20 protein-coding genes and 3 pseudogenes are annotated in these 25846 nt (G+C 70.2%); 14 read left to right on the top strand and 9 right to left on the bottom strand.

Annotation, left to right across the window (positions count from 1 at the left end; translation table 11 throughout):
- Window positions 1–169 precede the first annotated feature (169 nt).
- Window positions 170–928: pseudogene (locus tag ACR5MH_RS07195) on the bottom strand (DDE-type integrase/transposase/recombinase); the annotation flags it as partial.
- A gap of 166 nt (window positions 929–1094) precedes the next feature.
- Here ACR5MH_RS07195 and ACR5MH_RS07200 point away from each other — a divergent pair.
- The 3 genes from ACR5MH_RS07200 to ACR5MH_RS07210 all read left to right on the top strand — a co-directional run bounded on the left by ACR5MH_RS07200 (window position 1095) and on the right by ACR5MH_RS07210 (window position 3842).
- The gene (locus ACR5MH_RS07200) at window positions 1095–1859 is read left to right on the top strand and encodes a glycosyltransferase (protein ID WP_431346620.1); all 765 of its coding nucleotides are present in this window, start codon (window positions 1095–1097) and stop codon (window positions 1857–1859) included.
- Between the two features lie 137 nt (window positions 1860–1996).
- Window positions 1997–2872: a fumarylacetoacetate hydrolase family protein gene (locus ACR5MH_RS07205; protein WP_431346621.1), complete on the top strand. Its 876-nt coding sequence runs from the start codon at window positions 1997–1999 to the stop codon at window positions 2870–2872.
- Between the two features lie 64 nt (window positions 2873–2936).
- Entirely contained in the window at window positions 2937–3842 is a 906-nt protein-coding gene (locus ACR5MH_RS07210) for an alpha/beta fold hydrolase (RefSeq protein WP_431346622.1), read from the top strand.
- A 101-nt stretch (window positions 3843–3943) separates the two neighbouring features.
- Here ACR5MH_RS07210 and ACR5MH_RS07215 read toward each other — a convergent pair whose 3' ends face one another.
- The 5 genes from ACR5MH_RS07215 to ACR5MH_RS07235 form a co-directional block, all read right to left on the bottom strand.
- Window positions 3944–4069, bottom strand: coding sequence for a hypothetical protein (locus ACR5MH_RS07215; protein ID WP_433862696.1), 126 nt, complete (start codon window positions 4067–4069; stop codon window positions 3944–3946).
- Between the two features lie 41 nt (window positions 4070–4110).
- Window positions 4111–5529, bottom strand: a complete 1419-nt coding sequence (locus tag ACR5MH_RS07220) for an aspartate ammonia-lyase (RefSeq protein ID WP_433862453.1) — start codon at window positions 5527–5529, stop codon at window positions 4111–4113.
- Between the two features lie 160 nt (window positions 5530–5689).
- Complete coding sequence (locus ACR5MH_RS07225; protein ID WP_431346623.1) at window positions 5690–7114, bottom strand: aldehyde dehydrogenase family protein; 1425 nt, start codon at window positions 7112–7114, stop codon at window positions 5690–5692.
- A 10-nt stretch (window positions 7115–7124) separates the two neighbouring features.
- Window positions 7125–7706 carry a tRNA (guanosine(46)-N7)-methyltransferase TrmB gene (gene trmB, locus ACR5MH_RS07230; RefSeq protein ID WP_431346624.1) on the bottom strand — a complete coding sequence of 194 codons (582 nt, stop codon included), beginning with the start codon at window positions 7704–7706 and terminating at the stop codon, window positions 7125–7127.
- A 198-nt stretch (window positions 7707–7904) separates the two neighbouring features.
- Window positions 7905–9371: an NCS2 family permease gene (locus tag ACR5MH_RS07235; RefSeq protein ID WP_433862617.1), complete on the bottom strand. Its 1467-nt coding sequence runs from the start codon at window positions 9369–9371 to the stop codon at window positions 7905–7907.
- Between the two features lie 86 nt (window positions 9372–9457).
- Here ACR5MH_RS07235 and ACR5MH_RS07240 point away from each other — a divergent pair, with 86 nt between their 5' ends.
- The 11 genes and pseudogenes from ACR5MH_RS07240 (at window position 9458) to ACR5MH_RS07290 (ending at window position 21531) form a co-directional block, all read left to right on the top strand.
- Complete coding sequence (locus ACR5MH_RS07240; RefSeq protein WP_431346625.1) at window positions 9458–10735, top strand: uracil-xanthine permease family protein; 1278 nt, start codon at window positions 9458–9460, stop codon at window positions 10733–10735.
- Window positions 10736–10892: 157 nt separating this feature from the next.
- A pseudogene (locus ACR5MH_RS07245) lies at window positions 10893–12223 on the top strand (mannitol dehydrogenase family protein).
- A gap of 65 nt (window positions 12224–12288) precedes the next feature.
- The gene (locus ACR5MH_RS07250) at window positions 12289–13407 is read left to right on the top strand and encodes a zinc-binding dehydrogenase (protein ID WP_431346626.1); all 1119 of its coding nucleotides are present in this window, start codon (window positions 12289–12291) and stop codon (window positions 13405–13407) included.
- A 33-nt stretch (window positions 13408–13440) separates the two neighbouring features.
- The gene (locus tag ACR5MH_RS07255) at window positions 13441–14763 is read left to right on the top strand and encodes an RbtT/DalT/CsbX family MFS transporter (protein ID WP_431346627.1); all 1323 of its coding nucleotides are present in this window, start codon (window positions 13441–13443) and stop codon (window positions 14761–14763) included.
- Entirely contained in the window at window positions 14760–16535 is a 1776-nt protein-coding gene (locus ACR5MH_RS07260; RefSeq protein ID WP_433862454.1) for a dihydroxyacetone kinase family protein, read from the top strand. The genes ACR5MH_RS07255 and ACR5MH_RS07260 overlap by 4 nt, the downstream gene beginning before the upstream one ends.
- Complete coding sequence (locus ACR5MH_RS07265) at window positions 16532–16987, top strand: ribose-5-phosphate isomerase (RefSeq protein ID WP_431346629.1); 456 nt, start codon at window positions 16532–16534, stop codon at window positions 16985–16987. The genes ACR5MH_RS07260 and ACR5MH_RS07265 overlap by 4 nt, the downstream gene beginning before the upstream one ends.
- A complete protein-coding gene (locus tag ACR5MH_RS07270; RefSeq protein ID WP_433862455.1) occupies window positions 16984–17727 on the top strand; it encodes a GolD/DthD family dehydrogenase in 744 nt (247 codons plus the stop codon). Before ACR5MH_RS07265 ends, ACR5MH_RS07270 begins: the two co-directional genes overlap by 4 nt.
- A gap of 40 nt (window positions 17728–17767) precedes the next feature.
- Complete coding sequence (locus tag ACR5MH_RS07275) at window positions 17768–18064, top strand: hypothetical protein (RefSeq protein WP_431346631.1); 297 nt, start codon at window positions 17768–17770, stop codon at window positions 18062–18064.
- 76 nt (window positions 18065–18140) lie between these two features.
- Window positions 18141–20063 carry an alpha/beta hydrolase gene (locus tag ACR5MH_RS07280; RefSeq protein ID WP_433862456.1) on the top strand — a complete coding sequence of 641 codons (1923 nt, stop codon included), beginning with the start codon at window positions 18141–18143 and terminating at the stop codon, window positions 20061–20063.
- 457 nt (window positions 20064–20520) lie between these two features.
- Entirely contained in the window at window positions 20521–20748 is a 228-nt protein-coding gene (locus tag ACR5MH_RS07285) for a hypothetical protein (protein ID WP_433862457.1), read from the top strand.
- A gap of 219 nt (window positions 20749–20967) precedes the next feature.
- Window positions 20968–21531 (top strand): hypothetical protein, encoded by a 564-nt coding sequence (locus ACR5MH_RS07290; RefSeq protein ID WP_431346634.1) that lies wholly within the window; start codon window positions 20968–20970, stop codon window positions 21529–21531.
- Window positions 21532–21570: 39 nt separating this feature from the next.
- On the opposite strand, the gene ACR5MH_RS07295 is transcribed toward ACR5MH_RS07290, so the two are convergent.
- The 3 genes and pseudogenes from ACR5MH_RS07295 to ACR5MH_RS07305 form a co-directional block, all read right to left on the bottom strand.
- Window positions 21571–21903, bottom strand: coding sequence for a peptidase (locus tag ACR5MH_RS07295; protein WP_431346635.1), 333 nt, complete (start codon window positions 21901–21903; stop codon window positions 21571–21573).
- Window positions 21900–23114 carry an inorganic phosphate transporter gene (locus ACR5MH_RS07300; protein ID WP_431346636.1) on the bottom strand — a complete coding sequence of 405 codons (1215 nt, stop codon included), beginning with the start codon at window positions 23112–23114 and terminating at the stop codon, window positions 21900–21902. The genes ACR5MH_RS07295 and ACR5MH_RS07300 overlap by 4 nt, the downstream gene beginning before the upstream one ends.
- A gap of 117 nt (window positions 23115–23231) precedes the next feature.
- Window positions 23232–25786 (bottom strand): annotated as a pseudogene (locus tag ACR5MH_RS07305) (DEAD/DEAH box helicase).
- Between the last annotated feature and the right edge of the window lie 60 nt (window positions 25787–25846).

Raw genomic sequence — 25846 nt, forward strand, 5'->3', positions numbered from 1 at the left:
AACTGTGATGGGGCTTCTAGTCCAAGCTCCTATCAGGTCAGATCCGGTCGGCCGGCGCGCTCCTGGATACTGCGCCGGCCCCGGTCGACAAATCGAACGAAGGACACCATGGTCAGTTCTTGGCCTGAGTCAGACCGAGACCGTCGCAGCACCATGACAAGTCTTCACAGTTCTTGCCTTGGGTGGTCGGTTTGAAGGGTTTGCCGGTGATCGCCTCGACGCCGTAGGAGGCGAGGTAGGTGGTGAGCTGGCCGGCGAACCCGCGCCGGGAGGGGTTGAGGGCCATGCCGTTGTCCGACAGCAGCCGCTGGGGAACACCGTGGAGGCGGATGGCTTTGGCGACGACGGTGATCGCGTCTTGGGAGCTCTCGGTCAAGGCGACGTGGGAGGCGACGGCGAGGCGGGAGTGGTCGTCGATGAGCTGGAAGATGACGCACTTGCGTCCCTCGGTGAGGACGTATTCGGTGGCGTCGATCTGCCAGCACGCGTTCGGTGCCGGATAGACGAACCGGCGGTAGGAGGCGCGGGGTCGTTTCCGCGGCTCGAGGCGGGCGACGCCGGCGTCGCGGAAGATCCGGGCCAGGGAGGAGACCGCGGGAACCGGGGTGATCCGCAGCAGTCGCATCCGGTCGTGGACTCTGATCGGACCGTGATCCAGACCGGACTGTTCCAGCGCCGCCCGGACCTGGATGGCCTGCCGTTTGGTCTCTTCGGTGATCTTCCCGGGGCTGGCTCGCGGGCGCCTCGATCGGGGTTCGAGAGCGGCGGCCGGGCCGTCTTCGATGGCGCGTTTGCGGATCGCGTAGAACGTCTTTCGGGAGATGCCGTGCTCGGCGCAGAACGTGGTCACCGACCCGCGCGGAGCATCCGGTGGCCACTGGGTGATCGCGAGACGGACACGGGGATCAACGGGTTCAACACGGCTCATTCCTCAAAGATCGAGGAGAAGTGTCACCACCAAACAGGGCCGTAGTGTCACCGATGTCCTGAGGCAGAATTGTCACCGATGTCCTGAGACATAACACACCGTGACGGCCCGCAACAAATACGTGCATTTCGGACACGTGCATTTCGGTCGAGGAGGGAGCGCTTCCGTGCCCTCGATCACCGTCGTGATCCCCGCGCTCGACGACGCCGGGATGCTCGCCCGCTGCCTTTCCGACCTCGCCGCACAGCTCCGTCCCGCGGACGAGATCATCGTCGTGGATAACGGCAGCTCCGACGACACCGCGGCCGTCGCCCGCGCCGCCGGGGCGCGCGTGCTGGAGCAGCCGGTCCGCGGTATCTTCCCCGCGGCCGCCACCGGCTACGACGCCGCCGTCTGCGACATCGTCGCGCGCCTGGACGCCGACTCGCGGCCTCCGGTCGACTGGCTGCTGCACATCGAGGCAGAGTTCGTGGACGATCCGGCGATCGGCGTGCTGACGGGACCCGGCGTCTTCTACGACGGCAACACGTTCGTCGCGGGCCTCGGCCAGCTCGTCTACATCGGCGGCTACTTCTGGTCCATGGAGATCTGGCTCGGGCATCCGCCGATCTTCGGCTCCAACTTCGCGATGCGCCGCGAGGTCTGGCAGGAGGTCCGGGGTCGCGTGCACCGCGACCTGCGCGAGGTGCACGACGACCTGGACCTCGCCATCCACCTCGACCCGGGCGTGGTCGTGCGCTACGACGAGCGGCTGCTGGTCGGCATCTCGTCCCGGCCGTTCTCGACCTGGCGCGGCTTCGGGCGGCGCATCCGCTGGGCGTTCGGCACGCTGCGCATGCACCTGCCGGAGGAGACGCCGTGGCGTCGCCGGGCGGCACGGCGGCGGTGGGAGGCCGAGCACGCCGGCGAGGCTCCGGGCGCGATCGCCTGAGCGCCCTCGTCTGAGCCGCCTCGTCCGAACCGCCTCGCCTGAACCCCTCGTCCGAGCCGGAGTTCTGCGCGTTGTGGGCGTTCTCCTGGGCCGTCCCGGTTCGTGTCGGCAGGCTCCCGACCGATAGGTTGGACAGTGTGAGATTCTCGCACCTCAGCACCACCCCGGACTCGCACCCGCGCCTGGCGGCCGTCATCGGAGACGGCGCCCTCTTCCTCGACGAACTCCTCGCCGAGGCGCCCCGCGACCTCCAGGACCTCATCGAACTCGGCGACGCGGGCCTGACGGAGGTGCGCGCCGTCGTGGACGGCGCCGTCGCCGCCGGCGCCCCGCTCGTCCCGGTCCACGAGCTGCGGCACGCCTCGGCCGTGTTGCGGCCGCCGCAGGTGATCGCGATCGGCGCCAACTACGCCGCGCACGCCTCGGAGCTGAAGCTCCGCAGCGAGAAGGCCGCGACCGTGTTCTCGCTCTGGCCCAACTCGCTCGCAGGCCACGGCGGCACGACCAGCTGGCCGGAGGACCTCACTACGCAGGTCGACTACGAGGCAGAGCTCGGGGTCATCATCGGCAAGCCCGCGCGCAACGTCTCGGTGCGCGACGCTCTCGACTACGTATGGGGCTACACGGTGGTCAACGACATCACCGCGCGCGACCTCCAGTTCTCGGAGGCGCAATGGTCGCGCTGCAAGTCGTTCGACGGCTTCACCCCGAACGGCCCGGTGGTCGTCACAGCCGACGAGATCGCCGACCCCCAGGACCTCTGGCTCACGACGAACGTGGACGGCGCGATACTGCAGGACGCCTCGACCGCCGACATGGTGCGCTCGGTCGCCGAGATCATCGAGTTCCTGTCGCGGTCAGCCACGATCCAGCCGGGCACACTGATCTCCACCGGCAGCCCGGGCGGCGCCGGCTACTCACGCACTCCCCCGGTGTTCCTGCGCGACCGCTCGACGGTCACGGTCTCGATCGGCGGGATCGGCTACCTGACGACGTACTGCCGCGTCACCTGAGGCAAGCATCCGGGCATTACATGCATTGCACGCATTCGTCGGCGCCGTCGGCTAGCGTGAGTGCATGTCGATCGGCGAGCGGCGGCCCGGAGTCTCGGGCGGAGACGACGAGGCGGCCCGCCTGGACGCAGTCCTGCCGGACATCGACTGGTCGGTCGCCCCGGTCGGCGCGACCTTCTCGACCTTCCGCGCGCCGAGCGGCGAGCTCGCCGTCGTCGCGCTCGGCGATCCGGCCGACCCGCGCGTCGTGCTGGTGCCGGGAGCCACGGGCTCCAAGGAGGACTTCTACCTCCTGGCGCCGATCCTGGTGGCGGCCGGCTACTACGTGCAGAGCTACGACCTGGCCGGCCAGTACGAGTCGGCGTCGGCCGGCCCGGAGGCCGGGGGGCACTACACGTACGACCTGCTGGTGGCCGATTTCGTGGCGTTCCTGCGCGACGGCGGCCCCGCGCACGTCCTCGGCTACTCGTTCGCCGGCATCGTCGCCGAGCTCGCGCTCGTGCAGCACCCGGAACTGTTCCTCACGCTGACGCTGCTGACCTCGCCGCCGGAGCCGGGTCAGGCGTTCCGCGGCGTGCGCGTCATCGGCTGGTTGAGCTGGTTCCTGAACGGCCGCCAGGGCGCCGGGCTGATGATCTGGGGCATCGTCACCAACAAGAACAGAGTCGGCCCCACACGCCTGGCGTTCGTCCGCTCCCGGTTCGCGCTCACCCGCCGCTCGAGCGTCGACGACATGGTCGGGTTGATGAAGCACGTTCCCGACGTGCGCGAGCGCATCGCCGCGATCGGACTCCCGGTTCTGGTGGCGACGGGCGACCACGATCTGTGGCCGACGCAGCTTCACGCCGCGAACGCGAAGGCGCTCGGCGCGCGGCTCGCCGTCTACCGCACCGGGCACAGCCCGTGCGAGACGGCCCCCAACCAGCTGGCCCGAGACATGATCGCCCTCTTCCGCTCCGCCGAGCGCTGACCCCGCCCCCGTCCGCACCTCCACCCCCACCGGAACAGGGGTCGCAGCACGCCGCTATCGCGGCACGATAGCGGCGTGTTGCGACCCCTGTCGGGATCGCGCTACTCGCGGGCCTTCTCGGCCTTCTCGATGGCCTCGGCTTCGACGACCGGGATGGAGGTGGTGATCGCCTCGAGGCCGCTCAGGCGGGCCGGGGACAGCAGTCGGGTGACCTCCTCGCGGCTCATCAGCTTGGCCTCCACCACGAGGTCGGCGACGTTGTGGCCGGTCAGCAGTGCCGACTTGGCGAGCGCGGCCGCGGCGGCGTAGCCGATGTGGGGGTGAGCGCGGTGATGACGCCGACCGACGAGCCGACCATCGCGCCGAGGCGCTCCTCGTTCGCGGTGATGCCGTCGACGCAGTTGACGCGCAGCGTGTGGAAGGCCTGCGCCATCCAGGTGATGCTCTGCAACAGGGAGTGGGCGATGACCGGCTCGAACGCGTTGAGCTGAAGCTGGCCGCCCTCGGCCGCCATGGTCACGGTGACGTCCGCGCCTGCCACGGAGAACGCGACCTGGTTGACGACCTCCGGGATGACCGGGTTGACCTTGCCCGGCATGATCGACGATCCGGCCTGGCGCGGCGGGAGATTGATCTCGCCGAGGCCGGCCTGCGGACCGGACGACAGCAGTCGGAGGTCGTTGCAGATCTTCGACAGCTTGATCGCGCTGCGCTTGAGGGAGCCGGAGAACGACATGAAGGCGCCGGCGTCGCTGGTCGACTCGATCAGGTCGGGCGCGGTCTCCAGGTTGAGACCGGTGATCAGGTTGAGGTGCTTGACCGCCGCGGCCGCGTAGCCGGGGTCGGCGGTGATGCCGGTGCCGATCGCCGTCGCGCCGAGGTTGATCTCGGCGAGCAGCCACTTGGTCTCGGTGAGCCGGGCGTGGTCCTCGGTGAGGGTGGTGGCGAAGCCGTGGAACTCCTGGCCGAGCGTCATCGGCACGGCGTCCTGGAGCTGGGTGCGGCCGACTTTGAGGATGTGGCGGAACTCGCGGCCCTTCGCGGCGAACGAGTCGCGCAGTAGGGCGAGCTCGTCCAGCAGGTGGCCCAGCGCGAACGTGAGCGCGATCTTGATCGCGGTCGGGTACGTGTCGTTCGTGCTCTGGCTGCGGTTCACGTCGTCGATCGGGTGCATGTTCGCGTAGTCGCCCTTGGGACGGCCATCGAGCTCGAGCGCGATGTTCGAGATGACCTCGTTCGCGTTCATGTTCGTGGAGGTGCCCGCCCCGCCCTGCATGACGCCGACCACGAACTGGTCGTGGAACTTGCCGTCGATGATGAGCTGGCAGGCCCGGTCGATCAAGTCGGCCTTGTGCTGCTCCAGCACGCCGATCTCCAGGTTGGCGCGCGCCGCGGCCTGCTTGACGGCGGCGAGGGCGACGATCAGGTCGGGGTAGACGGAGATGGGCCGCTTGGCGATCGGGAAGTTCTCGAGGGCACGCGAGGTGTGCACACCCCAGTAGGCGTCGGCCGGAATCTCCCGGCTGCCCAGGGAGTCCGTCTCGACGCGGGTGGGCCGGCCCTCGGCACTGGGGGTCGGGACGTCGGACACGTTCTCGGACGCGTCCACGACGCTGTTGCCGGCGGTCGGGTCGATGACCGGGATGGGGTGAGTCTTCGGTTCGTCCATCGTTGCTGTGGAATCCACGCTTGGCTCCATTGCCTCTCGTTGTGCGTTGGCGTTTCGGGGTCTGCCGGCCGTTCGTGGCGCCCGGCACAGCCGAGCCTACCCCTGGCGCCTGCACGGGAGATGGACACATCGTCCGGTATCCCGGACGCCGTTCGACAGCCTGTCGAGACGGCCCCGCTCAGCCCAGTTTCCGCAGCAGCCCGCGCGCGAACCGGTCCTTGGCCTCGGTGTACGGCGGGTAGATGAGTTGCAGCGTGTCGGGCGCGAGCGCCTTGGTCAGCACGGCCTTCTCGTGGCTGAACGTCTCCAGCGACCGGCGGCCGTGGTACGCGCCGGACCCGCTCTCCCCCACCCCGCCGAACGGGAGGCCGCCGACCGCCAGGTGCGCGGCGGGCACGCCGAAGCCGACAGCTCCGGAGCTGGTCTCGGTGAGGATGCGGCGCCGCACATCGCGGCGCTCACTGAAGACGTAGAGGGCCAGCGGTTTGTCGCCGGAACGGATGAACGCGATCGCGTCGTCCAGTCCGTCGACGGCGACGATCGGCAGCACCGGGCCGAAGACCTCCTCGCCCATGACCGCGGAGTCGCGCGGCACGTCCACGAGCACGGTCGGGGCGAGGTAGCGAGAGGACGCCTCCGACTGCCCTCCGACCGCGGTCGTCCCCGAGCCGAGCAGCCCCGCGAGGCGGTCGAATTGCCGCTCGTTCACGATCCGTCCGTAGTCGGGGCTCTGCGCCGGATCGTCGCCGTAGAGCGCGCGCACCGCGCCGGCGAGCTCGACGGCGAGCCGCTCGGAGACGCCCTTCGTCGCCAGGATGTAGTCGGGAGCGACGCACGTCTGTCCCGCGTTCATGAATTTGCCCCAGGCGATCCGCCGGGCGGCGGCGGCCAGGTCGACGGAGTCGTCCACGTACACCGGGGACTTGCCGCCGAGCTCCAGGGTCACCGGGGTCAGGTGCTCGGCCGCCGCCGACGCGACGATGCGGCCGACGCGGCCGTTTCCGGTGAAGAAGATGTGGTCCCAGCGCTGGGCGAGCAGCTCCGTGGTCTCCGCGACCCCGCCCTCCACGACCGCGACGGCCGACGGGTCGAGGTACTGCGGGATGAGCCGCGCCATCGCGGCCGAGGTGGCGGGCGCGAGCTCGCTCGGCTTCAGCACGACGGCGTCGCCCGCGGCCAGAGCGCCGACGAGCGGCGCCAGCAGCAGTTGCACCGGGTAGTTCCACGGGGCGATCACGAGCACGACGCCGACCGGCTCCAGCACGACCCGGGCCTTCGCCGGCATCAGGGCACCCGGTACGGCGACGCGACGGGGCCGCAGCCAGCGTCGGAGGTTGCGGCGCATGTGGTCGATCTCGCCGACGACGAAGCCGACCTCGGCGATCTGCGACTCGGTCGGGTTCTTGGCCAGGTCCTCCAGCAGGGCGTCCTCGAACTCGGCCGCGCGCTCGGTGAGCATCCGGCGCAGGGCGGCGAGCTGGGCGAGCCGCCAGGAGAGCGGCTTGGTGCGACCGCGCTCGAAGGCGGCGCGAAGGGTCGCGACGGTGTGCGGGATGCTGTCGCCGGCGACGGTGCCGGACGTGAGCGTGGACTCCGAGGTCATGCGCCCATCATCACACGCGCGGCCGGTACTCCAGGTCGAAGATCGCGTGGCCGAGCCGCTCGCCGCGCCGCTCGAACTTGGTCACCGGCCGGTCGTCGGGCCGCGGGACGAACCCGCCGGCGCCGGCGACGTTCAGCAGGGCGGGCTCGGCGTCGAGCACGTCGATCATGTGCTCCGCGTAGGGCTCCCAGTCGGTCGCGAGCCGCAGCACGCCGCTCGGCTTCAGCGCGGCGACGATGAGCCGGACGACGTCGGGCTGCACCAGGCGGCGCCGGTGGTGGCGGGCCTTGGGCCACGGGTCGGGGAAGAAGATGAGCACCTCGTCCACGCTCGCGGCGTCGAGCCCCTGCTCGAAGACCTCCACCGCGTCGTGCCGGACGACCCGGACGTTGGTGAGCCCCTCCTCGTGCGCGGCCGCGAGCACCCGTCCGACTCCGGCGCCGTGCACCTCCACGCCGAGGAAGTCCTTCTCGGGATGCCGTGCGGCCAGGGCGAGCAGGTTCTCGCCGTTGCCGAAGCCGATCTCGACCACGCGCGGCGCGATGCGCCCGAAGATCGCGGCCAGGTCGAGCGGCGAGCCGTCGAAATCCACGCCGTAGACCGGCCAGAACTCGTCGATCGCCCGCCGCTGGGCTTCGGTCTTCCTGCCGCGGATGACGAAGCTGTGCGGCCGGACGAGGGGGACGGTTCCATCCGTCCATTCTCGCAGGCCGCGCGAGCGACTCCGATTCGTGCCGAATGTCGACTTTCACGGCGCGGAAGGCGACATTCGGCACGAATCTGCCAGCGATCAGTGCGGCAGTACGGCCTCGATCGGGCCGCGCGCGAAGTACACCAGGAAGCCGGCCGCGACGATCCAGAGCAGCGGGCTGATCTCGCGCGCCTTGCCGGCGAGCGACCGGATCAGCACCCAGGAGATGAAGCCGACGCCGATGCCGTTCGCGATCGAATAGGTCAACGGCATGACGATGATCGTCAGGAACACCGGCAGCGTGCTGGAGAACTCGTGGAAGTCGATGTGGCGGATCTGCACCACCATCAGGGCGCCGACGACGACGAGCGCCGCGGCCGCGACCTCCAGCGGCACCACCTGGGTCAGCGGCGTGAAGAACATCGCGAGCAGGAACAGCACGCCGGTGATGACGCTGGCGAAGCCGGTCTTCGCGCCCTCGCCGATGCCGGACGCCGACTCCACGAACACCGTGTTGGAGCTGGCCGAGGTGCCGCCGCCGACGACCGCGCCGACGCCCTCCACGATCAGGGCGGACTGGAGGCGCGGGAAGGTGCCGTCCTCGTTGGCGAGGCCGGCGCTGCGAGCCAGGCCCGTCATCGAGCCCATCGCGTCGAAGAAGTTCGTGAACACGAGCGTGAAGATCAGCATCACGGCGGCGAGGGCGCCGATCCGGCCGAACGAGCCGAACAGGTCGAACTGCCCGACCAGGCTGAGGTTCGGGAGGCTGACCAGCGACGTCGGGAGCTGTGGCACCGTGAGGTTCCAGCCGTTGGCGTTTTTCGGGCCGGACGGCCCGACGTGGAAGACCGCCTCGGCGATGATCGCGACGATGGTGGCGACGACGATGCCGATCAGGAGCGCGCCCTTCACCCTGCGGGCCATCAGCACGCCCATGACCACGAGCGCGACCAGGAACACCAGGGTCGGCACCGTGGCGATCGAGCCCGCCTCGCCGAGCTGCACGGGCGGCGACGAGAGGTTGGTGCTGCGCACGAAGCCGCTGTCCACGAAGCCGATGAACGCGATGAAGAGGCCGATGCCGACCGTGATCGCGGTCTTGAGCTGCGGCGGGACCGCGTTGAAGATCAGGCGGCGCAGGCCCGTCGCGGCCAGCAGCACGATGATGAGGCCGTTGATGACGACCAGGCCCATCGCCTCCTGCCACGTCAGCACCTTGACGACGTTGACCGCGAGGAACGAGTTGATGCCGAGGCCCGCGGCGAACGCGAACGGCAGCCGGGCGACGAGACCGAACAGCACGGTCATGACACCGGCGCTCAGCGCGGTGACGGCCGCGACCTGCTGGCCTTGCAGCGAGTGGCCCGACACGTCGGGGGTCCCGCCGAGGATGAGCGGGTTGAGGATGACGATGTACGCCATCGTCACGAAGGTCAGCAGGCCGCCGCGGATCTCCGTCGCCCACGTGGTGCCGCGGGACGTGATCTCGAAGAACCGGTCCAGGCGCCCTGTGCGGGTCGGCGTGGGCGTGGAAGTCGAAGCGGAAATGGTGGTCTCCCGTAGTATCGGTGGGGTTTTGGTTCGAGGCGCATTCGAAGGTACGTCACAGCGCTGTACCAGCCTAATTCCCCCGCGACACGATAAGGACACGCATGGCTCTGCCCTGGAAACTGCACGGCGACGGCAAGAAGGTCGGAGCACGCGAAGTCGTGCTCCCCGGCGAGCGGCTCACCTGGCCGCGGACGATCGGGCTCGGCGCCCAGCACGTCGTCGCGATGTTCGGCGCGACGTTCCTGGTGCCGCTGCTCACCGGCTTCCCGCCGAGCACGACGCTTCTGTTCTCCGGCGTCGGCACGATGCTGTTCCTGCTGATCACACGCAACAAGCTGCCCAGCTACCTGGGCTCGTCGTTCGCGTTCATCGTCCCGATCGTCGCCGCGACCAAGGCGCACGGGATGCCGTCGGCGCTGTTCGGCATCGTGGTCACCGCCCTGCTGCTCGCCGTCGTAGGCCTGATCGTGGTCGCCACCGGCACCAAGTGGATCGACGGGCTGATGCCGCCGATCGTCGCCGGCGCCATCGTGGCTCTGATCGGGTTCAACCTCGCGCCCGCCGCCAAGAACAACTTCATGCAGGCGCCGGTCACGGCGCTGGTGACGCTCGCGGCGGTCATCCTCTGCACGGTGCTGTTCAAGGGGATGCTGGGCCGCCTCTCGATCTTCCTCGGGGTCGTCGTCGGCTACGTCTTCGCCGCGCTCGCCGGCCAGGTCGACTTCAGCAAGGTCGACAAGGCGGCGTGGCTCGGCCTCCCGCACTTCACGTTCCCCGCCGACCCGTTCACCGACGCCGCGTCGACGTGGGGCATCCTGCCCGCGTTCCTCCCGGTGGTGCTCGTGCTGATCGCCGAGAACGTCGGCCACATCCGCGGTGTGGCGCAGCTCACCGACCCGGCAGTCAACAAGCTCACCGGCCGCGCGCTGTTCGCGGACGGCCTGGCGACGACGATCGCCGGCTTCTTCGGCGGCTCGGGCACGACCACCTACGGCGAGAACATCGGCGTCATGGCCGCCACGCGCGTCTACTCGACGGCCGCGTACTGGGTGGCCGGCATCGTCGCGGTCCTGCTCGGCCTCTCTCCCAAAGTCGGCGCGGTCATCAACACCATCCCGGCCGGGGTGCTGGGCGGCGTGACGACCGCGCTGTACGGCCTGATCGGCGTGATCGGCGTGAAGATCTGGCTGGACAACAAGGTCGACTTCTCCAAGCCGGTCAACCAGTTCACCGCGGCGACCGCGCTCATCATCGGCATCGGCGACTTCACGCTGAACTTCGGTCAGCTCACCTTCAACGGGATCGCGCTCGGCGCCATCGCGGCGATCGTCGTCTACCACGTCATGAACTCGATCGCCCGCGTGCGCGGCACCGCCTAGCGCGCCAGACGTCCTCGAACGCGGTCCTGCATCCGATATTGCAGACTCCTCTCATCTGTTCTAAGCTGCACAATGTCAGTGAGAGGAACCTGTGCAGCGCATTCACACCCCCGGCTACGACCGCACCGGCGTCGAGTGCGGCATCGCGCACATCGGCGTGGGAGGCTTCCACCGGGCGCACCAGGCGCTCGCGATCGACCGACTGCTCGAACAGGGTCTCGCCCGCGACTGGGGCGTCCTCGCCGTCGGAGTGCTCCCCTCCGATGCAGCGATGCGCGACGCGCTCGACGCCCGTGACGGCCGATACACACTGGTCGAGAAATACGCCGACGGACGCTGGGAGGCCAGGGACGTCGGCTCGATCCTCGAGTTCGCGCACGCGCCCGACGACCGGAGGGCGGCCATCGAGCGGCTCGCCGACCCTGCGATCCGCATCCTGTCCCTCACGATCACCGAGGGCGGCTACCCGGTCGACCGGGAGACCGGGGCGTTCGTGCCCGGTGCGCCCGCCCCGGCGTTCGACCTGATCGTCGCGGCCCTGCGCCGTCGTCGTGAGCTCGGACACGCGCCGTTCGCCGTGCTGTCCTGCGACAACATCCAGCACAACGGCGCCGTCGCCCGCGCGGCGGTGACCGGCTTCGCCCGGCAGACCGATCCGGAGCTCGCGCACTGGATCGAGGCCGAGGTCGCCTTCCCCTCGTCGATGGTCGACCGGATCACGCCGGCGACGACGAAGGCCGACCGCACCGAGATCACGCGGCGCTTCGGCGCGGACGAGCCCTGGCCGGTCGTCGCCGAGCCGTTCTTCCAGTGGGTCATCGAGGACGACTTCCCGCAGGGGCGCCCGCCGTGGGAACGAGCGGGAGCCCAGCTCGTCGCAGACGTCGAGCCGTACGAACTGATGAAGCTCCGGCTGCTGAACGCGAGCCACCAGGCCCTCTGCTACTTCGCCCGGCTGCTCGGATACGAGTTCGTGGCGGACGCCGCACGCGACCCGGACATCGCCGCGCTCCTGCGCCGCTACATGCGCCAGGAGGGGACGCCGACGCTGCGCCCCGTTCCCGGCGTCGACCTCGCCGCCTACACCGAGAGCCTGGTCGAGCGCTTCGCGAATCCGGAGGTGGCCGACACTGTCGCCCGGCTGTGCGCCGACTCATCCGACCGCATCCCCGCCTGGCTGCTTCCGGTCGTGCGGGAGCGCCGCGCGGCCGGCGCCCGGACTCCCTCGCCGCCGCCGTCGTCGCGAGCTGGGCGCGCTATGCCGAGGGCGCGGACGAGCAGGGCGAACCGATCGAGGTGGTCGACCGGCGCCGGGAGGCCGTCATCGCCGCGGCGGCGCGCCAGCGCGCCCAGCCCGACGCGTTCCTCCGCCAGCACGACCTCTTCGGCGACCTCGCCGACGACGCCGTCTTCACAGCCGACTACCTCGCCGCGCTCCGGAGCCTCCACTCCGAGGGAGCGCGCGCGACGCTCCGCGCGCTCCGCTGAGCCGGAGCCGGCCCTCCGCCGGTCCCGCCACGAACACACCTGCCCAACCGATCCCGAGGAGACTCATGTCCACATCGCTGTCCCCGACCGCGGCGCCCGCCGCTCCCGCACTCCCCGAGACCATGGCGGCCGTCGTCGTCCACGGCCCCGAGGACTACCGGCTCGAGACCGTGCCGGTGCCGCAGCCCGGCGCCGGCGAGCTGCTGCTGCGCGTGGAGGCCGTCGGCGTCTGCGCGTCCGACCTCAAGTGCTATCACGGCGCTCCCAAGTTCTGGGGCGACGAGAACCGCCCCGCGTGGGCGCAGACCGGCCGCATCCCCGGTCACGAGTTCGTCGGTCGCGTCGTCGCGGGCTACCCGGCCGCACTCGCGCGGCGCGGGCTGGCGCTCGGCGACCGCATCGCGTGCGAGCAGATCGTCCCCTGCGGCGACTGCCGCTATTGCGAGCGCGGCCAATACTGGATGTGCGCGCCGCACGCGATGTTCGGCTTCAAACAGTTCGACGGCGCGATGGCCGAGTACGCGCTCATCCCGGAGCGCGCACTGACGCATCCGGTGTCCCTCGACCTCGCCCCGCAGCACGCGGCGTACGCCGAACCGCTCTCCTGCGCGATGCACGCGGTGGAGCGCGCCGACGTGAAGTTCGGCGACGTGGTCGTCATCGCGGGCGCCGGCCCGATCGGCCTCGGCGCCATCGCGGGCGTCCGCCAGAAGAACCCGCTGCAGGTCATCGCGCTCGACATGAGCGACGACAAGCTGGACCTGGCGCGCAAGTGCGGCGCCGACCTCACGATCAACATCACCCAGGAGGACGCGGTCGCCCGCGTCAAGGAGCTCACCGACGGTTACGGCGCGGACGTCTACATCGAGGCGACCGGCCACCCCTCGGCGGTCGGCCAGGGCCTGAACCTGCTCCGCAAGCTCGGCACCTACGTCGAGTACTCGGTCTTCGGCTCCGACGTGACGGTCGACTGGTCGATCATCAGCGACGACAAGGAGCTCGACGTCCGCGGCGCCCACCTGGGCCCCGGCTGCTGGCCCGCCGCGATCAAGCTGCTCGAGTCCGGCGCGCTGCCGATGGATGAGATCTGCACGCACCAGTTCCCGCTCGCGGAGTTCCAGAGCGCGCTCGACCTCGTCGGCGACACCGCGGGCGCCTCCATCAAGGTCACCATCCTGCCCTGAGGCAGCCGACCCCCACGATCACCGGAGTTTCTGATGACCACCACCGCAGCACCCGTCCGCGAGACCTTCCTCGACCGGATCGGCATCCCCCATCCCCTGCGCTGGGGCTTCCTCGGCGTCCTCGTCTTCATGACGGGCAACGGGGTCGAGTCCAACTTCCTGTCCCCGCATATGACGCACGCGCTCGGCGAGGACAAGTTCGCCATCGTCGCGCAGATCATCGCCATGTACAGCCTGGCCGTGCTGATCGCGTCCTACCTGTCCGGCGCGCTCGCGGACCTGTGGGGGCCCCGGCGGGTGATGACGCTCGGCATGATCCTGTGGATCGTCTTCGAGGGCGCCTTCCTGTTCTCGCTCTCCATCGGGAGCGTCCCGCTGCTGTTCGTCAGCTACTTCCTGCGCGGCTTCGGCTTCCCCTTCTTCGCGTTCGCGTTCCTGGTCTGGATCAATCAGATCGTTCCGAAGAAGCGCAACGGCACCGCGGTCGGCTGGTTCTACGTGATGTTCACCGGCGGTCTGCCCACCCTCGGCTCGCTGTTCGCGGTCTTCGCGATCCCGGCGTTCGGCGGCGGAGCGGGCGGTGAGAGCCTGACCATGGTCGGCTCGGCGGCGCTCGTGCTGATCGGCTGGGCGATCGCGCACTTCGGCGTCCGTGAGCCGCACGGCAAGCGCCGGCTCGCTCCGGCGAACGACTCGGCCGCGCGCGTGCTCAGTTCGGGGATCGTGCTCACCGCGCGCAACCCGAAGGTGCTGATGGGCTTCCTCATCCGCCTGATCAACACCGCACCCGAGTTCGGGATGTTCATCGTCCTGCCCGCGGTCATGGCGGACCAGCTCGGCTGGGGGCAGAGCCGCTGGCTCATCATGACGGTCGTCATCTTCGCGGGCAACATCGCCTTCAACGCGGTGTTCGGCGCGATCGGCGACCGGATGGGCTGGGGCCGGACGGTCCGCTGGTTCGGCATCGTCGGCTCCTCGATCGGCCTGCTGCTCTGGTGGTACGTCCCGCACTGGGTGCCGGCGGGCAGCGACTGGGGCTTCGTCGTCGCCACCATTGCGGGCACCGTCTTCGGCATCATGCTGGCCGGTTTCGTGCCGATGGGCGCGATCATGCCCGCGCTCGCTCCCCAGCAGAAAGGCGCGGCGATGGCGATGTACACGACCGCGGCCGGTGGGGCGACGTTCCTCGGCAGCGGCGTGGTCGCCCTGGTGTTCCCGCTCGCGGGCGCGGTCGGCGTGGTGTGGGCCTTCGTGGCGCTGTACGCCTGCGCGTTCGTGATGATCGGCTTCCTGAAGGTCGACCAGCACGCCAACGACGAGTCGGCGGTCGACGCGGAGCTGGAGGGCGTGCGATGACCCGCATCGCCGACATCCCGGCCGACTTCGCGGAGGACCAGCTCGACGGCTTCGTCGCGCTCTACGCCGACCGGCTTCGGCGGGTCGCGGGCGGCGTGGTCGCCCGGGCCGCCTGCGAGCCCACCGTCGCCGTCGTAGTGGGCGGCGGCTCGGGGCACTACCCGGCCTTCGCGGGTCTCGTCGGCCCGGGCTTCGCCACGGGCGCCGTGGTCGGCAACATCTTCACCTCGCCGTCGGCGGCGCACGTGTACTCCGTCGCGAAGGCCGCCCACCGCGGGCGCGGCGTCGTGCTCACGTTCGGCAACTACGCCGGTGACGTGATGAACTTCGGGATCGCCGCCAACCGGCTGCGGGCCGAGGGCATCGACACCCGCATCGTGCTGGTGACCGACGACGTGGCCTCCGCGCCCGCCGAGGGCGACCGCCGCGGGATCGCGGGCGACTTCGTGGTGTTCAAGGCGCTCGGCGCGGCCGCGGCCGCCGGGCTCGACCTCGACGCCGTCGAGCGCGCGGGCCGGGCGGCCAATGCGGCGACGCGCACGCTCGGCGTCGCGTTCTCGGGCTGCACGATGCCCGGCGCGCGCAAGCCGCTCTTCCAGGTGGAGCCGGGGATGCTCGGGCTCGGCCTCGGCATCCACGGCGAGCCAGGCATCAGGGACGTCGCGATGCCGACCGCGACCGGCCTCGCGGAGCTGCTGGTCGCGGGCGTGCTGGAAGCCGCGCCGCACACCGGACCCGCTCGGGTCGGCGCGATCCTCAACGGCCTCGGCACGACCAAGTACGAGGAGCTGTTCCTGCTCTGGGCGCGCGTGCTCCCGCTGCTGGAGGCCGCCGGATTGGAGGTCGTGGAGCCCGAGGTCGGCGAGCTCGTCACGAGCCTCGACATGGGCGGCTGCTCGCTGACGCTCACCTGGCTGGACGAGGAGCTGGAGCCGCTCTGGCGGGCGGACGCGTACGCCCCGGCCTATCGGAAGCAGGCCGCGCCGCTCGCGGCGACGCTGGCGTCGGCCGCCGAGGCGGACGACGCTGTCGCGCAGGAGGCTCAGGTGTTCGTCACGCCGTCGCTCGGCTCGGCAGGCCTGGCGGCGAGCGTCGCCGAGGCGGCGGCGCTCGTGCGCGAGCTGCTGCGTGACCGGGAGGACGAGCTCGGCGCGATCGACGCTGTCGCCGGCGACGGCGACCACGGCCGCGGGATGCTGCGCGGCGCCGAAGCGGCCACGGCGGCGATCGACCGTGCCACCGAGCGCGGCGCCGGAGCGGGTGCGGTGCTGGCCGCCGGCGGACGCGCGTGGGCCGAGCAGGCCGGCGGCACCTCCGGCGTGCTCTGGGGCGCGGCGCTGGAGGCCGCGGGCGCGACGCTCGACGACACGGCGGATGCGTTCCCCGACGACAGCGCGGGCGCGGCGGTCTCCGCCTTCACCGCGGCCATCCTCGACCTCGGGCGCGCCGAGCCGGGCGACAAGACGCTCGTGGACGCCCTGCTGCCGTTCGGCGACGCGCTGACCGCCCGGCTCGCCGCCGGCGCCCCGCTGGCGGACGCGTGGCGGGACGCCGCGCTGGCCGCGTCCGACGCGGCCGCCCGAACCTCCGCGCTCCGCCCCAAGCGGGGTCGCGCCCGGCCGCTCGCCGACAAATCGGTGGGCACCCCGGACGCCGGCGCGACCTCCCTCGCCCTGATTGCGGGCGCGCTGGGCGAGCTGCTGGCGCGCGACAACGTCCCCACCGCTCACCACCAGACGAACGACCACCGGACCGAAAGGACGACACCATGACTGCACTGCGCGTCGTGATCGGCAGCGATGACGCCGGCTTCACGCTCAAGGAGACCCTCCGCGACGACCTGGAGGCCCACCCGCTCGTCGCCTCGCTCGTCGATGTCGGTGTGGACGCCGACGGCCACACCGCCTACCCGGCGGTCGCGGCGGCCGCAGCCGAGTTGGTCGCGTCCGGCGAGGCCGACCGCGCGCTGCTGGTGTGCGGCACCGGGCTCGGTGTCGCCATCGCGGCCAACAAGATCCCCGGCATCCGCGCCGTCACCGCCCACGACTCCTACTCGGTCGAGCGGGCGGTGCTCTCGAACGACGCCCAGGTGCTCTGCCTCGGGCAGCGCGTCATCGGCACGGAGCTGGCCCGCCGCCTCGTGAACGAGTGGCTGACCTACCGGTTCGACACGTCCAGCCCCTCGGCGCGCAAGGTCGAGCTGATCGGGGACCTGGAGCGATGAGCGGCGCCTTCGACGGACGGGTCGTGATCGTCACCGGCGCCGCAAGCGGCATCGGTCTCGCCGTCGCCGGCTGGTTCGCCGAGCGCGACGCCACCGTGGCCGGTGTGGACCGGGACGCGCGGGTCGCCGATGCGCTCGCCGGGCTGCCGGGCTCCGGGCACGTGCCGGTGGTCGCTGACCTGACCGAGCCGGGAGCCGCGGAGACGGCCGTCGCCCGGATCCAGGCCGAGTCGGGCATCCCGCACATCCTGGTCAACTCCGCCGGCATCGCCCGCCTCTCCCCCGCACTGGCGACGACGGCCGCGGACTGGGACAGCACGATCGCGGTCAACCTGACCGCGAGCTTCCGGATGGCGCAGGCGGTGGGTGCGCGGATGGTCGCCGCGGGCTTCGGCCGCATCGTGAACCTGGCGTCGCAGGCGAGCGTCGTCGGCCTGGACGAGCACGTCGCCTACTGCGCGAGCAAGGCCGGCCTGCTCGGGATGACCCGGGTGCTGTCGCTGGAGTGGGCGCCCCACGGCGTCACCGTCAACGCCGTCTCGCCGACCGTGGTGGAGACACCGCTCGGCCGAGAGGCGTGGAAGGGGTCGAAGGGCGACGAGCTGCGCGCCCGCATCCCCGCCCGGCGTTTCGCCCAGCCGGAGGAGGTCGCCGCGCTGATCGGCTACCTGGCCTCCGACGAGGCGGGCATGGTCACCGGCGAGAACATCCTGATCGACGGCGGCTACGCCTCCATCTAGGCCGGCGCCGCGATACGGATCGACAGAGACAGGAGCAGGGATGGGCAGGACGGTCGGCGTCGACCCCGATCAGTTGTCGGCGGGCGCGAAAGCACTCAAGGGGGTCGTGACCGGCCCTCGTCCTTCCGCGGACGAGTCCAGCCGTTTCGGCTCGACGGTCGCCTGGGGGGCGGTGAGCCGGTACGAGGCGTACTGGGTCCGCGGCCAGTCGGCCGTCGACGACCTGGTCGCCGGCCTGGCCGGCGCACTCGCCCAAGCGGCCGAGTCGTATCCGCGCCGGGATGCGGAAGACGCCGACCGGTTCGCGGGCGACCGGGGTGGTTTCTATGGCTTCTAGGTGGGCGGGTTCGAGATGGGCGGACTGGTCGCCGGTCGGGTTCGACAGCGACCCTACGCCGGGTGATCCGGAGCTGGTGGAGGCGCTGGTCGCCCACCTACGGAAGTGGTCCGGCCGGCTGGAGCGGCAGTCGATGGTCGCGCGGCAGGTGGTGAAGACCAACCTCGGGGCGGCATCGTGGTCGGGCCTGGCCGCCGAGGTGTTCTCGGACCGGCTGCGTACGCTGACGGCTGCGGCCCTGAAGGCGGCCGAACTGCACAATGAGGGGGTCGTGGCGGCGACCAGGTGGTCGCTGGCGCTGGAGTACACCCAGCGCGAGGCAGGCGAAGCGCTGCAGGACGCCAAGGAAGCGCTGGCGGACCTGGAAGCGGCGGAGGCGTCGGTGGCCGCCCTGGGCGTCGAACAGGCGGCGCTGCTGTCGGCGTTGCGCGCGCTGGAGAAGGCGTACAGCTCCACCGAGAAGCCGCCGCCGGGGTCCTCGGCGCCGACGCATCTGGACCTGGCGAACGCCCGCCGACGGGAACAGGACGCGAGCGACGAGCTGGCGAGCGCGCGCCGCACGGTCGTCGACGCGCAGGAGCGGCTGGACGACGCGAAGCGGAGAGCCGAACGGGCGAAGCAGGAGTACGACGCGGCCGAGAGAACTTTCGCCGATGCACTGGACGGCGCACTCCACGGCGCCCTGCCGCCCGCGCCGAAGCCGGAACTGAAAGCCTTCGCGTCGGTGGTCGGAAAGCTCTCCCACATCCCCGCCTCAGCGAGTGTGAACGCGTCCCTGATGGACACGCTGAAGCGGTTGACGCCCGAGGAGCTGGCGGTGCTCGCGGCGGAGAATCCGCGGCTCGTACAGGAGTTCTGGAAGCATCCGCCGTCGCCGGATTCGGTAGCGAAGTGGTGGGGCGGGCTCGGCGACAAGGCGAAGGAGGCGTTCGAGGCCGCGGCGCCTTGGGTCCTCGGCAACCTGGCCGGGCTGCCGTATGAGGTTCGCGACCGCTGCAATCGCGCCGTCTACGAAGCGGCACAGCTGCGCACGGCCAGCCTCACCCCGGAGCAGCGGAAGGTGCTGATCGCTCTCGAAACGGTGCTCTCCGACCCGTTGGCGTCGTTGGTGTCTTTCAACCTGGACGCGTCGGTGCCGATGGTCGCGGTCGGGTACGGCGATCTGGACACGGCGGACACGGTGACCTGGGCGGCGCCCGGGATGAACTCCGACGCGGCGGACGGCACGGAGAGCTGGTCCCAGGCCGCGAGGAACCTGTACCGAGAGCAAAACCGAGTCGACGGGAGTCATAAGCATGCCGTGGTCGGCTGGCTGGGGTACGACACTCCGGACCTGGCGAGCGTGAACAATCCCGCGTTGGCTCAGGACGGATCGTGGCGGTTCGCGAACGAGCTGGACGGAACACACGCCACCCGGACCGCGCACCCCGCCGTACCGTTCCCGTACGTGTCGGTCGTAGCTCACTCGTATGGGACGACGATGGCCGCCGATGCGTTGACACGGGTGAAACACGACGTGGACTCCTTCACCATGCTCGGGTCGGCGGGGATCGACACCCACGTCGTGGGATCACTGACGGATCTGCACGTGAAGCGCCCGGGCGGCCAGCCGGCGATCTTCACAACGACGGCCCAGCTGGACCACCTCGCACCATTCGGCTCGGCTCTCGGAGGCCGGGCAGAGCCGAACCCCGAAGCGCTCCGCTCCCCGGGGACGGGATGGGCGACGCCCTTCATCGGGTTGAACGTGCCGCAGTCGATGGGCGGCGCGCAATCGTTCTCCTCCGAGGGAGCAGTACTCCCAAACGGTGAGGTCTTGAAACAGACCATGGGCCACAGCACAGTGGGAGAGCAGACGGACGAGCTGAACCTGCTCAACGGGATCGCCCCTGAAGGCTTCGGCTACCTCGATCCGAAGACACAGGCCTTGCGGAACACGGGTTACACCACGGTCGGTCAGCCCGAAAACGTCGAGGGTGGATTGAGGCCCACACGGTGAATCGGAGATCGGATTGTTTCGTGAATCGAATCGTGAAATCGTGCGCCGTGACAGTCGTCGCAGCCGCGACGGTATCTCTCCTAGGAGGTTGCATGTCTGTTCCTGCTCTACGTGATCCCAGCCCGCAAACGCCGGGCACCCCACAAAAGACGATCACCGAACTACTGACCCAGTGGGCCGACCTCACCAACGCCGCCATCGCCGCCACCGGCGACACTGAAGGCTGGTATCGCGGTCCTATCCAAAACAACAGGCCCTGGGACCCGGCTGCGGAGGAAGTGAGCCTGCCACCGTGCGGGACCGTCGGAGCGAAGACAGCACATCAGGTGAGCAACGACGTGACACACATCGCGTTCGAGGATGACCCGCACCCGATCGCGGACAAACTCACCGCATATTGGGAAAGCCAAGGATTCACCGTCGAACGAACTGTCGATTGGACCTCCCCTCCGGCAAGATGGATGTCGCGATCCGCGCCACACGACCGGACGGGGTCTTCTACGGACTCGGGGTCACCAGCGAGATCGTTTCCATCGACGTATCGACGGAGTGCTCCACCCACCCCTCCATCCAGTCGTGGGCACGTGAGCGATCACTGCGCAACTTGAACACGCCGTCACCGTCACCGTCCCCAGCCGCGTCCGCCACCACGGAGGAGCCGGATGACGGGTTCTTCTGGGGATGATCCTCGGACGCGCATCGCCACGGGCCGAAGTCGCCTCCCGCCCGGGTCGACAGTGCGACAATGTTGCGGGTGCGGGGTGTTGAACCTCAACGACTCTCCTGCGACGGTGGCCGGTGGGCCGAGGTGCACCGGATGATGGGCCGATCGAGCGGGTTCGTCGGCCGTTTCGTGAAGTTGTGCGGTTTGGCGACCGTGACAGCGTCACTGCTCGGAGGCTGTATGGCTGTTCCCGCTCTACGCGACCCCGTCCCACAATCCCCGGGCACCCCGCAGAAGACGATCACCGAACTACTGACCCAATGGGCCGACCTCACCAACGCCGCCATCGCCGCCACCGGCGACACCGAAGGCTGGTACCGCGGCGCGATCCTCGACAACAGGCCCTGGGACCCGGCCGCGGAGGAAGTAGGCCTGCTGCCGTGCGGGACGGTCGGAGCGAAGACCGCTCACCAGGTAAACGCCATCGTTACACACGATGCGTTCGAGGCTGACCCGCACCCGATCGCGGACAAACTCACCGCCTACTGGGAAAGCCAAGGATTCACCGTCGTACGAACAGTCGATTGGACCTCCCCCTCCGGCAAGATGGATGTCGCGATCCGCGCCACACGACCAGACGGCGTATACAACGGACTCACCGCCGTCAGCGATCAAGTGTCCATCAGCGTATCGACGGAGTGCTCCACCCACCCCTCCATCGACACGTGGGCGCGTGAGCGATCACTGCGCAACTTGAACACGCCGTCACCGCCACCGTCGCCAGCACCGGGACAGCCTAACTAGGCCACGCGACGGCTCGCCCCGCGGAGCGACCCGCACCCCTCAGACGTGGAAGTACGGGATGATCAGGTACAGCCCGTACAGCACCGCCGCCCCGCAGAGCACGAAGCACGTATAAGCGCCCGCCAGCGCAGCACGCTTGCGACCCTCGCTCACCGGGCTCTTGCGCTGGGCTTTCTCGGCCTTCCGCTGAGCCTTCGCCGCCTGCTCCGGGGTGATGACCGTGATGGCGTCGGTGAACTCCGCGGGCTCCACGAACAGCGCGCGACCGGCCACCGCGAGCAGGCGCGTGCCCAGGGCGTAGAAGCCGACGACCACGCACGCGCCGATCAGGGACGCGGCGAACACGCTGAGGAACTGGAGGACGGCGCTCATGCGGGGTTCCTTCCGGAGCGCTCCTTCTTGAGCGGCTTGACCTTCTTGATCTTCACCACGCGACCGGACGCGGCGACGTCGCTGTGGCCTTGGACCGGAACGGGCGCGACCGCGTTGATGCTGGAGACCCGGTTGCGGCGCGAGCGCCAGAAGATGAACGTGATGACGACGACGGCGACCACGGTGTCGATGAGGATGCCGATCGGGCCGAGCAGGCCGATGAACGCGGCGAGAGCGCCGACCACGCCGGCGGCGGGCAGCGTCAGCACCCAGCCGATCGCGATCCGGCCGGCGGTGCCCCAGCGCACCGAGGCGCCGCGGCGGCCGAGGCCGGAGCCGATCACCGAGCCGGAGGCCACCTGGGTGGTGGAGAGCGCGAAACCGAGGTGGCTGGAGGCCAGGATCGTCGCGGCCGTGCTCGTCTCCGCAGCGAAGCCCTGCGCCGGCTTCACCTCGGTGAGGCCGCGGCCGAGCGTGCGGATGATCCGCCAGCCGCCGGAGTAGGTGCCCACCGCGATGGCGAGCGCGCACGAGACGACGACCCAGAGCGGCGGCCCGCTCCCCGCCGGCAACAGGTTCGCGGAGATCAGCAGCAGCGTGATGACGCCCATCGTCTTCTGCGCGTCGTTGGTGCCGTGCGAGAGCGCGACGAGCGACGAGGAGAAGATCTGGCCGTAGCGGAAGCCGCCGCGGCCGTCCGGGCGGCCGTCGTAGCGCCGCGTGATCCAGTACGCCAGCTTGGTCGCCGCCCAGGCGACCACACCCGCGGTGAACGGCGCGATGACTGCCGGGAGGACCACCTTCTGCAGGACGGTCGGAAAGTTCACGGACGCCAACCCGGCTCCGACGATCGCCGCGCCGATCAGGCCGCCGAACAGGGCGTGGCTGGACGACGACGGGAGGCCGTAGAGCCAGGTCACCATGTTCCAGACGATCGCGCCGACCAGCCCGGCGAAGATCAGCTCGGGCGAGATCAGCACGCCGCCGGAGCCCTCGTTGATGATGCCGCCCGAGATCGTCTTGGCGACCTCCGTGGACAGGAACGCGCCGACGAGGTTCAGGACCGCGGCGAGCGCGACCGCGATCTTGGGCCGCATGGCGCCGGTCGCGATGGGCGTCGCCATCGCGTTCGCGGTGTCGTGGAACCCGTTGGTGAAGTCGAAGAAGAGGGCCAGCGCGATGACCAGCACGATGATGAGGGTGAGATCCACCGGCTTCTTTCTCGTGTGGACTGCCGACAGCAGTTCATCGGAAGTTCATGCGGAGCGGCTGGCGCGATTAATCAGCCGCACACATGTTTTCACGGCGGTCTCCGGCGCGTCAAACCGTCAGAGCCGGTCGACCGCCGTCACCCGGACGACCGCGACCCCGGCGCGGGCGGAGTCCGCCAGCAGCACGTCCGCTGCGATCCCCCAGTCGTGGTCGCCTTCGGGATCGGCGATGATCTGGCGGACGCGCCACACCCCTTCCGCTGCGGCCGGGGTCTCGTCCACGACGATCATCGCCGCAGCCCGCGCCGACGCGTCCGTGAGGATCTCGTCGTGCTCGGCGTAGTAGGCCTCCAGCGCCTCGTCCCACTGCAGCTCGGTGAACGAGGGGGCGGCCGCTTCGGCGAGCGCCGCCGCCTCGTTCTCGAGCGCGCCGAGCTCCTGGACACGGTCCAGCGCCGCGAGCTGCACGCGCCGGAACAGCTCGTTGCGCACCAGCACGAAGAAGGCGCGGCGGTTGGTGGTGACGTTCCGCGGCGCGGGCGGGGCGAGCTCCCCCGCTCCTCGGCGTGCCGGGCGGCGTCGGGGTGGACCAGCTCCTCCCACTCGTCCAGGAGGCTGGAGTCGACCTGGCGGACCAGTTCGCCGAGCCACTCCACGATGTCGCGCAGCTCCTCGGTGCGGAGGTCCAGCGGCACGGTCTGGTTCAGCGCGCGGTAGGCGTCGGAGAGGTAGCGCAGCACGACGCCCTCCGAGCGGGCGAGCTTGTAGAAGGCGATGAACTCGCCGAAGGTCATGGCACGCTCGTACAGGTCGCGGACCACCGACTTGGGGCTCAGTTCGAAGTCGGCCACCCAGGGCTGGCTGGAGGCGTAGGTCGCGAACGCTTCGTGCAGCAGCTCGTCGTGCGGCTTGGGGTGCGTGACGGTCTCCAGCGCCTCCATACGCTCGTCGTACTCGACGCCCTCCGCCTTCATGGCCGCGACCGCGTCGCCGCGCGCCTGGAACTGCTGCGCGGAGAGCACCGGTCGCGGGTCGTCGAGCGTGGCCTCCACCACGGAGACGATGTCGAGCGCGTACGTGGGCGACTCGGCGTCGAACAGCTCGAACGCGGCGAGCGCGAACGGCGACAGCGGCTGGTTGAGCGCGAAGTTCGGCTGGAGGTCGACCGTGAGGCGGATCTCGCCTTCCACGGCTTCCACGACTCCGGCCGTCAGCAGCGAGCGATACAGGCCGAGGGCGCGGCGGGCGAGCGCGAGCTGCCGCTTCCACGGCTCGTGGTTGTCGAACACCAGGTCGCGGACGTGCCCGAAGACGTCTCCCCCGCGCCCGATGACGTTGATGAGCATGGCGCTGGTGATCTGCATGGACGAGGTGAGCGTCTCCGGCTCGGCCTCCACGAGCTTGCGGAAGGACGGCTCGCCCCAGGAGACGAAACCCTCCGGCGCCTTCTTCCGCACGATCTTGCGGCGCTTCTTGGGGTCGTCGCCGGCCTTCTCGAGGGCCTTGATGTTCTCGCTCTCGTGCTCGGGCGCCTGCACGACGACGGTGCCGGCGGTGTCGTAGCCCGCCCGACCGGCGCGCCCGGCGATCTGGTGGAACTCGCGCGCGTTGAGTTGGCGCATCCGGGTGCCGTCGAACTTGGTCAGCGCGGTCAGCAGCACGGTGCGGATCGGGACGTTGATGCCGACGCCGAGCGTGTCGGTCCCGCAGATCACCCGCAGCATCCCGCGCTGGGCGAGCTGTTCGACCAGCCGGCGGTACTTGGGCAGCATCCCGGCGTGATGCACGCCGATGCCCTGTCGCAGCAGCCGGGAGAGGGTGCGGCCGAAGGAGGTCGTGAACCGGAACTCCCCGATCAGCTCGGCGATCGCGTCGCGCTGCTCGCGGGTCGCGATCTTGGCGCTGGAGAGCGCCTGCGCGCGCTCCAGGGCGGCGAGCTGCGAGAAGTGCACGATGTAGATCGGTGCTTGGCCGGTGTGCAGGAGGTCCTCGACCGTGTCGTGGATGGGCGTCAGCTCGTAGTAGTAGTGCAGCGGCACCGGGCGCTCGACGCCGGTGACCGTCGCGGTCTCCCGGCCGGTGCGACGCGACAGGTCGGCGGCGAGCGCCGTCACGTCGCCGAGCGTCGCCGACATCAGCACGAACTGGGCGCGGTTCAGGAGCAGCAGCGGCACCTGCCAGGCCCAGCCGCGGTCCGGGTCGGAGTAGAAGTGGAACTCGTCCATGACGACCTGTCCCACCGGGGTGTCCGCTCCCTGCCGGAGGGCGAGATTGGCGAGGATCTCGGCGGTGCAGCAGATGATCGGAGCGTCGGCGTTCACCGCGGAGTCGCCGGTCATCATCCCGACGTTCTCCGCGCCGAAGATGTCCACGAGCGCGAAGAACTTCTCCGACACCAGCGCCTTGATCGGCGCGGTGTAGAAGGTCCGGTCGCCGCGGGCCAGCGCCGCGAAGTGCGCGCCGACGGCGACGAGCGACTTCCCGGTCCCGGTCGGGGTCGACAGGATGAGGTCGGACCCGCCGACGATCTCGATCAGTGACTCGTCCTGCGCCGGGTACAGGGTGATGCCGGTGGACTCCGCCCAGGCGACGAACGCCTCGTAGACGGCGTCCTCGCTCACGGAGGAGGGGCCGGCCCAGCCGGGGAGGTCGTCGACGCGCAGGGAGGCCATAGGGCCCAAGCCTGTCACAGCGCGGGGATGCTCGGCATATCCACCGGGTCGCGCGCTTAT

Origin of the sequence: Streptomyces sp. L7 (genome assembly GCF_050990935.1) — a bacterium.
Taxonomy (GTDB): Bacteria; Actinomycetota; Actinomycetes; order Actinomycetales; family Microbacteriaceae; genus Leifsonia.

Excerpts from the sequence above, each read along its gene's own strand:
- ACR5MH_RS07210 (WP_431346622.1), top strand. The coding sequence starts at position 2,937 with ATGTCGATCGGCGAGCGGCGGCCCGGAGTCTCGGGCGGAGACGACGAG.
- ACR5MH_RS07215 (WP_433862696.1), bottom strand. The coding sequence starts at position 4,069 with ATGAGCCGCGAGGAGGTCACCCGACTGCTGTCCCCGGCCCGCCTGAGC.
- ACR5MH_RS07225 (WP_431346623.1), bottom strand. The coding sequence starts at position 7,114 with ATGACCTCGGAGTCCACGCTCACGTCCGGCACCGTCGCCGGCGACAGC.
- ACR5MH_RS07240 (WP_431346625.1), top strand. The coding sequence starts at position 9,458 with ATGGCTCTGCCCTGGAAACTGCACGGCGACGGCAAGAAGGTCGGAGCA.
- ACR5MH_RS07250 (WP_431346626.1), top strand. The coding sequence starts at position 12,289 with ATGTCCACATCGCTGTCCCCGACCGCGGCGCCCGCCGCTCCCGCACTC.
- ACR5MH_RS07255 (WP_431346627.1), top strand. The coding sequence starts at position 13,441 with ATGACCACCACCGCAGCACCCGTCCGCGAGACCTTCCTCGACCGGATC.
- ACR5MH_RS07260 (WP_433862454.1), top strand. The coding sequence starts at position 14,760 with ATGACCCGCATCGCCGACATCCCGGCCGACTTCGCGGAGGACCAGCTC.
- ACR5MH_RS07265 (WP_431346629.1), top strand. The coding sequence starts at position 16,532 with ATGACTGCACTGCGCGTCGTGATCGGCAGCGATGACGCCGGCTTCACG.
- ACR5MH_RS07270 (WP_433862455.1), top strand. The coding sequence starts at position 16,984 with ATGAGCGGCGCCTTCGACGGACGGGTCGTGATCGTCACCGGCGCCGCA.
- ACR5MH_RS07275 (WP_431346631.1), top strand. The coding sequence starts at position 17,768 with ATGGGCAGGACGGTCGGCGTCGACCCCGATCAGTTGTCGGCGGGCGCG.
- ACR5MH_RS07285 (WP_433862457.1), top strand. The coding sequence starts at position 20,521 with ATGGATGTCGCGATCCGCGCCACACGACCGGACGGGGTCTTCTACGGA.
- ACR5MH_RS07290 (WP_431346634.1), top strand. The coding sequence starts at position 20,968 with ATGGCTGTTCCCGCTCTACGCGACCCCGTCCCACAATCCCCGGGCACC.
- ACR5MH_RS07295 (WP_431346635.1), bottom strand. The coding sequence starts at position 21,903 with ATGAGCGCCGTCCTCCAGTTCCTCAGCGTGTTCGCCGCGTCCCTGATC.